This is a genomic window from Photobacterium leiognathi (assembly GCF_030685535.1).
In the GTDB taxonomy this organism is placed as follows: Bacteria; Pseudomonadota; Gammaproteobacteria; order Enterobacterales; family Vibrionaceae; genus Photobacterium; species Photobacterium leiognathi.
The window spans coordinates 551,270-566,564 of the sequence record NZ_CP131599.1 but is presented as its reverse complement, the minus strand read 5'-3'; the positions used below and the strand labels follow the sequence as shown (position 1 = coordinate 566,564).

General features: G+C 41.2%; 1 protein-coding gene. It reads right to left on the bottom strand.

Translation table 11 applies throughout. The annotated features are described in order from the left end of the window. Positions 1-11 precede the first annotated feature (11 nt). Positions 12-14,960, bottom strand: a complete 14,949-nt coding sequence (locus Q7674_RS02620; protein ID WP_305422484.1) for a retention module-containing protein — start codon at positions 14,958-14,960, stop codon at positions 12-14. Positions 14,961-15,295 lie beyond the last annotated feature (335 nt).

Here is a 15,295-nt window from a genome sequence, read left to right as displayed (position 1 = left end):
TATTTTGCTAACTAGTGCGTATTATCTAGCTTAAATGCATTGTGATCGAACAGTGAATTCACAATATCAGCAGACGATGCACCATCCATTAAACCAAGATCATGAACAGGGTTAATGTTATCTAAAACAATATGTTGCTGCTTACCATCATCAGTTGTGATATCCAGTTCAACATTACCTTTGTCATCAACACCTGCGCTAACATGCTTCAGTAAGTTATCCATATCAGATTGGCTGCCATCACCTTCATTTGATAGCAACTCACGGATGTCGATCTTGTCTTTACCTAGCTCAAAGTCAGCAATGGTATCGGCATTTGGCTTGTCTGATGACAATGATGTTTCATGCCATGTAAACAGGTCATCACCAGCACCACCGGTTAGGATATCGCTACCTTGTCCAGCAACTAAAGTATCGTCACCATCAAAGCCAAACAGTGATTCACCTTGGTTATCTGCAATTAAGTCATTGCTCTCTTCATTACCAAAGTTCTTACTAAGCTCAAGGCTGCCGTTATTCAATAACGTCGTCACTTTATCCGTTGCCGTCATCTCACTAGACGTACTACCAAATAAATCATGGTTAGTCACACCATCTAGAATGATATTCTGCACCACCTTGTCTTGATCGTTAAAGATCTGAATTAAGGTGCTACCATCTTGCTCTGTGATATTTAGACGATTATTCAAATCCGCTAATGAGTGAATATCTTTCGTGTCTAATGCATCACCTAGGCTGATAGTATCGATACCAACTTCAAAGTCCATGATCTTATCAGTTGCTGGTGCATCAGCAGTGCCAAAGTCGCTCGCTGTCCATAGGAAGGTATCTTTCACCCCGTCACCATGACCGCCTAGCTCACCACCCCATAGGATATCGTCACCAGCACCACCCACAAGAATATCTGAACCTAAGCCACCCACTAATACATCATCACCATCACCACCATACAGCGTTGCTGCTGCTGTACTGTCGATGATCAGATTATCCCCATCAACATTTGAGTTATTGCCTATCACATTATTTGTTTGTGATAAGTCATCAACTACAACATTGATATTTACAGGAGCTGATTCTGCATAAGAGCCATCAGATTCAGTCGAAACCGCAACAACATTAATCGAGTGCGTACCTTGGTCAAGATCTTTGATGTACAAGCCATCAACCTTCTCTGCCTGCACTTCCCAATTACCATTGCCAAGATCTTTACCAATAACATTACCGTCTTTATCAACAACCTGACCTGAACCTAAATTCGTTAACTTAACGGTTAAGGTTTCAGATGCATCCGCTGATGCTGCAGCAATTAAGCCAATCAGTGGCAACATGGTACCAACAGAGCTTCTGATCGCTGCTGTTTGTAAATGTTCCGGGCTGATACTTAATGATGGCGCATCCGCTTTAGGAGCCACATTAATTTCAACTTTACTAGTTGCAGCTTGGTTACCGCCAGACCCTGTATTACCACCATCGTTAGTGGTAATGGTTAACTCATCTTTACCACTGTAATTTTCATCACCGGTATAACTTACCCCGCTATTAAGTACGGCATTAATATCATCCATTGAACCTTCAAGGGTGACATTACCTGCACCATTTTGAACCACTTTCACTGGGCTGTTTTCTGGCAATGTGATCGTTAATGAACCATGAGCCACACTTAACTGCACCGACATACCGGTGTTATTTGGTAGTTCATTAAAGTCGACGTCTGATACTTGTAATCCAGTGATCACAGTAGCAACGTCTTCATCCGCTGTAATGCTGGTTGGTACATGGTTAACAGGCGCATCGTTAACCTGGGTCACCGTAATATCAACCGTATCAGTATCTGTTAGCACGCCACCAGCCCCAGCGTTACCGTTATCGCTAGTAGTCATGGTTAACTGATCTTTACCTGCGTAATTCTCATCACCCGTGTATTTGATACCGTCAGCTAGCAATGCATTGATCTTATTAATATCACCGCTGATAACTAACTTGCCGTCACCGTTATCAGTAATATTCAAACCTTGCGTATCAGTTGCAATGATCGCTAATTGACCGTGTCCAACAGCTAAGGTCACCGTCATGTCACCAGATGCGCCATTTTCTTTCGCATCTACATCACTGATCTTAAGACCACTGATCACATGGCTACTGTCTTCATCAACAGTAAATGCATCAGGTACTGTGTTCACTGGAGCATCGTTAACAGGTGTAACTGTAATATCAACGCTATCGGTATCTGTTAATGCACCACCTGCACCAGAATTACCGTTATCGTTGGTTGTCATGGTTAAGCTATCAGTACCGTTAAAGTCTTTATCACCAACATAATTGATGCCTTTATCTAGTAGCTGATTGATCTTAGTGATATCACCTTCAATGGTTAATGTGCCATCACCATTACCTTTGATCACCAAACCTGTTGTATCGACACCATCAGCAATGCTTAATTGACCATGTTGTACACTTAACGTCACCGTCATGTTCATCACAGCATTATGATCATTACTATCTACATCAGTCACTTGCAGATTCTTAATCACTAATGTTGTGTCTTCTTCAACCGTTAACGGATCCGTTGGCATATGGTTTACTGGTGCATCGTTATCCGGTGTCACATCCACGTGGATTGTTTTATCCATTGCGACGCTATCTGTACCAACAACACCGTTATCCACCGCACGAATATCAAAGTCTAAATCACCCGTCCAAACCTTACCGTCAATCACAGTTTGATTGTTCGCATCACCTGGATGGAAGATCAATTTATCAAGCTCAGAACCATCAACTTTAATGATCCATGAACCATCTGCTTGTTTTTCACAGCTACCTTTTACGCCATCCGGTAAGGTAAATGAGCTTGAATCAGGCACATTAGTAATGGTGATTTGTAGCGATTCAGCACCATTTTCATGAACATTTGAGCCAGGATGCTTAACAGTGTTTTCATCATCGTAAGCTTTAATACCTAGATCTAATGTGATTGAACCATTTTCATCACCCGATGCATTCGGATTAACATCAGTATCGACTTTGTCAGCAACAGGCTGAACAACAATAGTAATGGTTTCACGGTTTTCAGCTGGCTTATCTAAGGTTTCTTCTTTTGAATACACCACAATATCGATATCAACTTTACCGCTGAAATCTTTTGGTGGTTCAACCTTCACGTTACTTAAATCGAACGTTTCACCAGATGCTGTAATCGTCCATACACCATTGCCATTGTTCACCGCACCTTGAACGATAAAGCCATCAGGCACGTTTTCCAATTTGATTGAAACAATGTGCTCTGAACCATCACTGTCTTGTAATGAGCCACCAACACCACTCAATGAAATAGCCGTGTCTTCATTACCAGTAATAGGCTTATCAATGCCATGCCATTTGATATCGTCATTAACCGCAACAACCTCAAAGCTCACTGTGTTATCAAATGTCTTTGATGCTGATACTTCTTTGCCACCAGCCGTTTCATCATAAACAGTGGTATCGACAACAGTAGTTTTAACATCAATATCAACCTTGCCACTAAAATCAGGGGCTGGACGGAAATGAATATTCCCCATCTGGCTAGCATCAATGGTGATAGATGAACCTAGTACATTACCATTTGCATCAATAAACACACCATCGGCACTGTCTTTAAGCGTTAATGTCACAGACTCAACGCTCTCTTTACCGTCAGTTAGCTCAGTGCTGACATCTTTTAGTGCAACAGATAGATCGAGCTTGATATCACCATCTTCATAAGCAACATCTTTGTAAACTTGCTCTGTTTTATCATCAGAAGACGAGATCGGCTGCTTATCACCGTTTAAGCCTTCAGTTTCAACCACGTTGATTTCAACCGATTTAGGTCCATCCACTTCAGGGGCGATTTGAACTGAAATCGTGTTAGTTTGTGTTTTGTAATCACCACTTTCGGTATCGGTAGTTACAAACTTCACATCTAGCTTAAAGTCACCAGCAAAATCTTTCGGCAAGTTAATGTGAATGCTAGATAAGTCCACTTCACCATTTTCAGATACCGGTACTTTCAGTACATACTCACCTGTTACGTGATTATAATCAGCTCCAGAAATCGAAGCCCCATCTGGTAGATTTTTAGCATCAATAACAATGGTTAACTCATCATTCAATTGATGACCGTCAACAGTACTCACTTTTAGGATGTGATCAGTAATTTGTTTACCTAAATCTACCGTGTGATCTTCTGTACCCGTTACAACGTGATCTTCAATGATGATGTCTGCCGCTTTTTCATCGTGACTTTCAGTATTCTTACTAAAATCAAGCGTAATAGTGTCTTTTTTAACCACTAATGCACTTGGATCACCATCGTCACTTAAATCTTGAACCATAGCGCTAATTTGTAGCACTAGAGTCTCTTTAAAGCCTTCTGGAGCTTTGATCTGCAAGTTGCCTAATTGCGACTGAGGAATCGTCCAACTACCATCACCATTGTTAATACCGCCAACAATCACAAAACCTTCCGGAATTGGTTCTAGTACGACTTGCTGAATAACTTCAGAGCTGGATTTATCGTCATTAACCCAGGTGATTTTGCCATCTGAGTCAGCACTATTAGAGAGATCAATAACGCCATCACTGTCACAACTAATATTGGTAACAGTTTTGCCGTCATCACTTACAACTAACTGACCATCGCTTTCCACAACAGCTTCAATATCAACAGTTAAAGTACCTGTAATATCTTTCGTTACCGTCTCTTTATCACCATCAACATCCGTTTCAGATACCGTTACTGTTGAAGTTAAGGTAATATCTTTATCTGAATCTTCTGGCGCATGCAGGGTTAACTTAGTGCCATTCAATAACTGTTGTAATTGGCTATCCGTAAAGCTGATTTTTCCTGATGCATCGGCAACTAATAACGTATCACCTAAGAACAACTGGTAACCTTGCGGTAAACCATTTAGCGCTACTGCGGTAATGTGTTCTTTCGGATCAGTAAACTCAGGTGGTAACCAATCAATTTGAATCGGTTGATCTTCAAAACCTTTAGAAACCGTATCGTAGTCAGTCGCATCAATTACAGGCGTAACATGAATAACCAATTCGCCATCAAACGCCTTACTCGCACCGTCGTTTTCAGTCACTACGACACGAAGATCAAGCGTGATATCTTCTAAGCTATTTTCTGGCGGCACGATTTTTACATCGTTTAACGTTGTTAGGTTTACCTGATAAATAGGTTGACCATGTTCATCTTCACCAGCGTAAACCAAGGTTTGAAGATTACCGTTCTGATCGTACAGTTTTGCTCCTTCTGGAATACCAGAGACCACAATACTTAAGGTTTCAGAACCATCAGTTTTACCATCAACCGTGTGCTCACCTGATACCACTTTAAAATCAAACTTCGCGCTACCGTCTTCTTTGATGGTTGTTTCAAGTCCGATCTTGCCATCTTCTAATGGTTTCCAATCTGCACTATCAGATTCAATCACTGGCGCATCAACCACACCTGTTAGTGCAATATCAATAGATTGTGGGCCAACCACTTTCTCGCTAGTTTCCGTTGTCACATTACCATTAGCATCAGTAATGGTTGCGACATCTCGGATCACGCCTTTCACTGAGATACTAAAATCAACGTTGCTATCTAATGGCGGCTGAAGTGATAAACCGTTTAGATCTTCATATTTAATTTCATACATACCATCGGCATTTGGCGTCAGGATGTGATTATTTAAGTACAATACTGCACCTTCAGGAAGTGCAGAGATTTGTAGGAATAAATGCTCAGAGTTATCGGTGTTATCATCTAACGACACAAAGTTAATGTGAGTAGATAGATCAATACGCTCATCTTCTTTCGATTCAACACGTGTCACTTTTAACGTGCCATCATCGGCTTGAGGATTCACGTTGATAACAATTTCTTTCGCTGTTGATTCAGCTGTCTGATGACCATTAACAAAGTTGTCCAACTCTTTACTTTCAGCGGTAATGGAAAGCTTGATATCACCACTGAAGTTATCTGCCGGATTCACCTCAACAGACTTCATTTGCTCAGCATCTACCTTGTAGATACCTGAACCCGGTGATGTTTCAACTAACGTTTTACCGTCAATTTCTAGCGTACATTTATCTTGGTACTCTTTTGGTACCGTAATGTAGTAGAACAGTGCTTCTGAGCCGTCAGTATCTTGCAGATCAGCAACCACACTTAACTGAACATTTGAGCCATCTTCGTCAACAACATAGTGATCAACAGAGCTTGAATTCCATGTTGGCGTATCAGCAATACCTTGAACATTAATCGAGAATTCACCATTCATTACAGGGTGATTACCGCCATCAGTGGTACTCACTTGTGCGCTAACATCAAATTTAATGCCGTTAGCAGAGGTCGAGAAATCTTCTGCAGGAACAAAGGTTATACCTTGCAGAGTATAATTCTCACCACTAGCGTCTGCTTTAAATGCACTTGCAGGGATCGTAATTGAACCATCGCTATTTACAGCTAAAGGTTGACCGTTAAACATAAAGACACCGTGTGCTTCACCCTGTGGATGAATCGTTACAGTACCAATGTGTTCACCACGATCGTTATCACCAACGTTAATACTCATGTTGATGGCAATACCATCACGATTTACATCAACGTTATCGTTAGGATCGGTAGAGTGACGACCGTCTTCTTCCTGACCTGTGCTATTTTGCAAGCTTAAAGTTGCATCTTTATCCGACACTTCCAGTGTGATCGTACCTTGTGCCTTATCACCGTCGCCGTCAGTAACCTCAAATCCAATCTTCTTAATGATTTCTTCTTGGTTATGATCCAAGTTATCGTTCGCAGCAAAGTAAGTCTCACCATTAGGCTTGATCATCAGATCACCTAACTTTTGACCATTCTCTGTTACTTCATAAATACGATAACCGCCAGACTCAGGTAATGTTGATAGATCAATATGTTGCCCATCAACAATCAATGCTGTGACGTGTGCACCATCCGCACCTGTATTCACAATCACATTTTCAAGTGTCGTCGTGCTGTGCTCAACCGTATTTAGCGTTACGTCATGTACAGATGGAATATCATCTTTAATTGATACATCAATATTAACTGTACCGCTGGTATCACCGTCTCTATCAACGGCGTAAACAGGGAATTCAATCTTAAACTCATCTTCACCTTGGGTTGGATGATCGATGGTTCCTTTCAGATCGAAAATATAACGACCATTTGGTAGTAAGGTATAAGTAAATACGACTTGACCGTTTGCCATACCTTGGTATGTGCCAGGACCAACCTCTTTTAGAACAACATCATGCCCTTCAGATTTGATACTGTTTTGCTCATTGAAAGCTTTAACGTCAACTTTAAAGTCAGCAATATAGTCACTACCTTGATCGACATTGATAGTACCATTAGCCGTAATACCAGCTGGTGATGTATGCGAACCATCAGCTAATGCATCTTCATCAACACTCAGTGCTGGTGCAGAAATAATGACAGGTGCAGCACCATCATTAATGGTGATTTGCGCATTTACATCATTAGCAAGATTATCGCCATCGGTATCTTTAACTTGTACTGGCACATCAATTACTATCTTGTCGCCATTAACGGAAACAAAACCGTCGTTGTTAGTACCACTATGATCTAAAGGTGCATGCTGAGTAATAGATACTTTTACATCAACGTCATGACCGTTAGCCGCCTGATCAGCAGAAACGGTTACTGTTAGTACTTTTTCACCATATTCCGAAATACCAACTAATTGGTCATCTTGATATTCAAAGTGAATTTTTGCACCCGATGCGGTGAGCTCTGACTGTAGCTCGTTAATTAACGCAGTAAGATGCGTATCATCAATCGTTACCGTATTTGGATCTAAACGATCCACTCCAGCTTTAACGGCAATGGTTACATCACCAGTAACTGGATAGCCTTGCTCTCCTGCGGTTGGCTGTAAGTCGCCTTCAGTGATAACGATAGAGCCTGTTTCACCACCTTTTGCATCCTCACCATCATGAATAATGATCGTGATCTGACCTGGATTACTCTTATCACCGTCATAGTCTTGAGCAATCACATCTAGCTTAATAACTTCATTATCTTTAGCTGTATCGTCAACCTGATCAATCGGTTGCTGCTGCTCAACAACATAATGACCATTCACATCAATCTTGATTTCCATGACAACTTGAGATGGATTGTCTTTTAATACAACTGTGATAGTTGAACCATCTGGACTCAATGAATACGTTGTCGCATGGCCGTTACTGGTTAAACCGTCTAACGATGATTGCTGATCCGTAAAGTACACTTTCGCAACTTGGTCACTACCAGTATCAATATCAATAGTGCCAGATGCAGTGCCATGACCAGATGCACCTTCTTCAACGGTCGCTGTTGAATCATGCCCGAATGAAGGATTTTGACCATCTTCGATAGTGATATTCACATCAACAGGTTTCTGTAATGAGTCACCATCAGCATCTTGCATTTGAACAGGTACATTAATCGTGATCTTACCGTCTGTAACATCAATGTACTTTCCATCAGCATTAAGGTGATCAAGTGGTAGAGACTGCTTAATAGCCAAATCAACCGTGACATCACCATTCGCCAATGACGATGGCGTCATGGTAATGCTCACCGCTTCCTGTCCACTCGCTGTCACACCAGTAATCGTGATCACACCATTAGCATCAGTATGTACCGTGAAGTTCAGTGCTTCACCATTTGACGTTAAGCCATTGAGCTCTTTCACTAAATCAGCTTGTGCGCTATCTGCAATCTTCAAACTGTTCGCCACTAATGCATCATCAGTTGCATTAACAGTAAAGTGCATATCCGCAGAAACCGGGTAACCCTTACCTGCTTTTGGATCTTCAAGATCGCCTTCTGTAATGGTGATGTTTGCGACAACACCTTCACCAGTTGGGTTTAAGCCATCTTTAATATGAATTTCTAATTGGCCTGTGTTACTCACATCACCGTCTTTGTCGGTTGCAGTAACAGCTAGATTAATATCAACAGTATCGCCTTTGCTATTATCTTGCTCTATTGGCAGATATTGATGAACCGTATAACTACCATCGATATTAATTTCAATCGTCATGACTGGTGCGCCATCATTCGCACCGCCATCGATAACAACTTTAATTTCATTACCATCAACCACATAACGGGTTGCTTGGTTATTAGACATAATACCTTTAAGTGATGGCTGATCATCCGCGAAATCAATATGCGCAATATCATCAGAGCCCACATCTAATGGGATCTTACCGCTTGCGGTTGCGCCTGTTTCAGTTTCCGTAATCGTAGTACCGGGATCTTTACCAAACTCAGGGTTAGCACCATCAACAATGGTAATATCAACAATCGCAGGTTTTTTTAATGAGTCGCCATCAGTATCTTGTGCTTGAACAGGTACATTAATTGAAATGTCGTTACCGTTAACCGTTACAAAACCTTTGCCATTACCCGATTCTTTATGATCAAGCGGTAATTCTTGGATGATTTTGATTTCAACGTTAACGTTTTGACCGTCTTGCTTTGATGTTAATTCAACACGTACTGCAACCGTATCAGTCCCAGCAATCGTACCAATCAAGTTGCCATTAGTATCGACACTGAATGTCAGCGCTTGACCACCAAATGTCAGTTCAGTATTTAACTCTTGGATTAAATCTGCTTGCTTACTTGCATCAATAGCCACAGAGCTCGCAACAAGGCGATCTTCACCAGCAACTAATGTTAACTCACCTGTTTTTTCTACTGGATAAGTGGTATCTGCACCATCTGTACTTGTGCCGTTACCATCAACATCACGGTCACCTTCAGTTAGAGTGATCGTTACCTTCTCACCACCAGCAGCGTCATTACCATCTTTAATCGTGATATTTAGCACACCTTTCGCGGTATCACCATCTTTATCGGTTGCGGTTACATCAAGCTTAATATTGGCAAGATCTTCACTATTTTGATCAACAGGACCTGTCACTTTTACCGTGTAAGTGCCGTCGTTAGCGATAGTCACTACCATCACAGGGTTTGATTGTGAATCAAGTACAGTTAATACGTTACCTTCTACAGTAAACGTGGTTTTTTCACCGTTACTGGTGATATTAGCAAGGTCTGTTTGCTCAGCATTAAAGTGAATTGACTGAATATCATCAGAACCCACATCTAACGGAATATGACCATTCATTACCTTGTTTACGTCTTTCGACTCATCAATGGTAATGCCTTCGTCTTTACCAAATTCAGGGTTAGCACCGTCAACAATCGTAATATCTACAGTTGAAGCATTTTCTAGTGGATCACCATCAGTATCTTGCGCCTGAACTGGCACCTTGATAGAAATATCATCGCCATTAACCGAAACATAAGTGCCATTAACTGAACCGTTGTGATCAAGTGGTAGCTCTTGGATGATTTTGATTTCAACGTTAACGTTTTGACCATCTTGCTTTGGTGTTAATTCAACACGTACAGCAACCGTATTCGTACCTTCAATGGTACCAACCAAATTGCCATTAGCATCAACAGTGAAGACTAGCGCTTTACCGCCAGAGGTTAACTCTGCGTTTAACTCTTTAATTAGATCTGCTTGCTTACTTGCATCAATAGTAACAGTAGTTGGATCTAAACGATCTTCACCTGCAACTAGGGTTAACTCACCAGTTTTAACAACAGGATAAGTCGTATCATCACCACCAGTGCTAGTGCCGCTACCATCAACATCACGATCACCTTCAGTTAGGGTAATGTGTACATTCTCACCGCCAGCTGCATTGGTACCGTCTTTAATCGTAATGTCCAACTTACCTTGTGCGGTATCGCCGTCTTTATCGGTTGCGGTGACATCAAGCTTAATATTGGCAATATCTGCACTATTTTGATCAACAGGGCCCGTTACTTTAACTGTGTAAGTACCGTCATTCGCGATAGTCACCACCATCACTGGATTTGAGTGAGAATCAAGTACGGTTAGAACGTTACCATCAACAGTAAATGTGGTTTTCTCACCATTACTGGTGATATTAGCAAGGTCTGATTGCTCAGCATTAAAGTGGATATGTGCGATATCATCAGAGCCCACATCAAGCGGGATTTGACCATTAATGGTTTTATCTGCATCAGTGCTTTCATTGATCACGACACCTTTATCAGTACCAAACTCAGGATTCGCACCGTCTACAATCGTGATATCAACTGTTGCTGCGTTATCTAATGGGTCACCATCGGTATCTTTCGCCTGTACTGGCACTTTAATTGAGATGTCATTGCCGTTAACCGTAACAAAACCGTCGCTGTTACCAGATGCATTATGATCAAGCGGCAGCTCTTGGATAATTTTGATTTCAACGTTAACGTTTTGACCGTCTTGCTTTGGTGTTAATTCAACACGTACCGCAACGGTATCAGTCCCTTCAATGGTACCGATCAAATTACCATTAGCATCAACAGTAAAGACCAGCGCTTTGCCGCCAGAAGTTAGCTCTGTGTTTAGCTCTTTAATTAGGTCTGCTTGCTTACTTGCATCAATCGCAACGCTATTTGGATCTAAGCGATCTTCCCCTGCAACTAAGGTTAACTCACCAGTTTTAACAACAGGATAAGTCGTGTCATCACCGCCTGTACTCGTGCCGCTACCATCAACATCACGATCGCCTTCTGTCAGAGTGATGTGTACATTCTCACCACCCGCAGCATCTTTACCGTCAAGAATATTGATGTTCAGCTCACCTTGAGCCTTGTCACCATCTTTATCCGTTGCGGTTACATCAAGCTTAATATTGGCAAGATCTTCACTATTTTGATCGACAGGACCTGTCACTTTTACCGTGTAAGTGCCGTCGTTAGCGATAGTCACTACCATCACAGGGTTTGAGTGTGAATCAAGAAGAGTTAGTACGTTACCTTCTACAGTGAACGTGGTTTTCTCACCATTACTGGTGATATTGGCAAGATCTGCTTGTTCAGCATTAAAGTGAATTGACTGAATATCATCAGAACCCACATCAAGTGGGATTTGACCGTTCATTACCTTGTTTAAGTCTTTCGACTCATCAATAGTAATGCCTTCGTCTTTACCAAATTCAGGGTTAGCACCGTCAACAATCGTAATATCTACTGTTGCAGCATTTTCTAGTGGATCTCCATCAGTATCTTGCGCCTGAACTGGTACCTTGATAGAAATATCATCGCCATTAACTGATACATAAGTGCCATTACCTGAATCTTTATGATCCAATGGCAACTCTTGGATGATTTTGATTTCAACGCTAACGTTTTGACCGTCTTGCTTTGGTGTTAATTCAACACGTACCGCAACCGTATTTGTACCCTCAATAGTACCAATCAAATTACCATTAGCATCAACAGTAAAGACCAACGCTTTGCCGCCAGAAGTCAGTTCGGTGTTTAGCTCTTTAATTAGGTCTGCTTGCTTACTTGCGTCAATCGTCACGGTAGTTGGATCTAAACGATCTTCACCCGCAACTAATGTTAACTCACCAGTTTTAACAACAGGATAAGTCGTATCATCACCACCCGTGCTAGTGCCGCTACCATCTACGTCACGGTCACCTTCAGTTAAAGTGATATGTACATTCTCACCGCCTGCTGCATCAGTACCGTCTTTGATCGTGATATTTAGCTCGCCTTGCGCCGTATCACCGTCTTTATCGGTGGCTGTTACGTCAAGCTTAATATTGGCAAGATCTTCACTTTTCTGATCAACAGGACCTGTCACTTTTACCGTGTAAGTGCCGTCGTTAGCGATAGTCACTACCATCACAGGGTTTGAGTTTGAATCAAGTACAGTTAGGACGTTACCATCCACAGTGAACGTGGTTTTCTCACCATTGCTGGTAATATCTGCAAGCCCTGCTTGTTCAGCATTAAAGTGGATATGTGCAATATCATCAGAGCCCACATCTAAAGGGATCTGACCATTAATGATTTTGTTGGCATCAGTGCTTTCATTGATCAGTACGCCTTTGTCAGTACCAAACTCAGGATTCGCACCGTCAACAATCGTAATATCAATATTTGCAGCATTATCTAGTGCATCGCCTTCAACGTCTTGCGCTTGCACTGGTACTTTAATTGAAATGTCATTACCATTAACGGTAACAAAACCATCACTGTTACCAGATGCATTATGATCAAGTGGTAATTCTTGGATAATTTTGATTTCAACGTTAACGTTTTGGCCGTCTTGCTTTGGCGTTAATTCAACACATACCGCAACAGTATCTGTACCTGCTATCGTGCCGATCAGATTACCATTAGCATCAATCGTAAATGTTAATGCTTGACCGCCAGAGGTTAACTCTGTGTTTAGCTCTTTAATAAGTGCAGCTTGCTGGCTTGCGTCAATCGCAACGGTATTCGGATCTAAGCGATCTTCACCTGCAACTAGGGTTAACTCACCAGTTTTGACAACAGGGTAAGTCGTATCAGCGCCACCTGTGCTTGTGCCGCTACCATCAACATCACGATCGCCTTCAGTTAACGTCATTGAAACGACTTCACCACCTGCAGCATCAGCACCATCTTTTACAAAGATGTTAACTTGACCATTTGCTGTATCACCATCTTTATCAGTGGCTGTCACATCTAAGTTAATGGTTGTTAGATCATTAATATCTTGATCAATAACACCCGTTAGTGTCACGGTGTAACTGCCATCTTTAGCAATAGTCACAACCATTACTGGTTCATTGTCACTATTTAAAATGGTTAGCTCATTGCCTTCGCTATTAATAGAAAAGCTCGTAGGTTTACCATCACTAGTGATGTTTGACAGTCCAGCTTGCTCACCATTAAAACGGATAGAAGCAATAGCATCAGATCCCAGATCTAATGGCACATCACCACTGATGGTTTTACCCGTTTCAGTGGCTTCATCAATGTATGTACCTTTATCTGTACCGAATTCAGGGTTAGCGCCATCAATCACACCAATATCAACATTAACTGGTTTTTCTAGTGAATTACCGCTGCTATCTTGCGCTTGAATAGCCACATCAATATTAATCTGATCGCCGTTGTGTACTACATAACCATCCGTATTATTACCCGTATGATCGATAGGCTGATTGATGGTTGTTGTAACAGTAACTGTCACATCACGCCCGTTGATTGACGTTGCTTCAAGTGCAATAGACATCACTTGCTTGCCATCAAGCGTACCAATAATGGCATTAGCTTGAGTGTCATAAATGAAAGTAACAGCTTGACCACCAGAAGTAATATCACGGCTTAATTCAGTCAATAATGTGTTGACGGTGAGAGGGTCAAAAACAAAAGATTGAGGGTCAAGAGGTAACGTGGACGCTTCAACTAAAACAGATGTTGAAGAGCTCACTGGATATGTTTTATCGCCAAGATCACCTTCAGTAACCACTAAAGATGCAGATTCGCCACCATCAGGTTGGACAATAACGAGAGGATCTAGCTCATTACGTGCTTGATTTGGATCGTAGGCAGTATCAAATCCTGCCTCAGCAAGCATTGAATCATTATCATAATTAATCGATACAAAACTCGCAGCTGAAGATGAGCCATTTACACCTACATTACCCGCTGATTCATTACCAGCAGCCGTTGGTTCGAATAATAATGTTGGGTCTTGCCCCAATAAAATGGCAGATTGAATTGCATCAATATCATTCGAAGCAAAAGACGTACTGCCAGCACCTTCATAGTTGAATGCGATCTTTTCATTTAAATCAGCAGATTGAATGCCATCAGGTGTCACCATGGTACAAGTTGGACATGGTTGGTTGATCACTTGTTCAATGCCATCTTTTACAAAAATGAACCTTGCATCTCCATTAGCAACCAAAATTTCATCAGGTTGAAGAGTAAATTCGTTAACGACAGGTATTACTGCTTTTCCAGGAGCAAGAATAAATCCTTCACCATCTAAAAGATTAATGTCGTTTTTACCTTTTGTTTCTACCTGATTCATACTTTTAGAACCTTCCTACTTTTAGTCCAATTAACATATTGATAATTCTCATCTATTCCCCCAAAGAACAAGGCCGCCCTTTTTTATTCTTTAGTGTAATGATAATTGGTACTTGATTTTCTTATTGATTACAATTAAATTCGTCAATAATTTGACGCAACAGTCAAATCGTTATGTCATTACCAGAATATAAGTATATTTTATCATAAATATGGTCTTTTCTGGGAATACCACACACACTAAAGGGAATTAATATCACTATTTACTTATTCGCCAGTGGCATATTACACCCAAAGATAGTAATGTTAAAACAATCATAATAATCGACGTCTAAC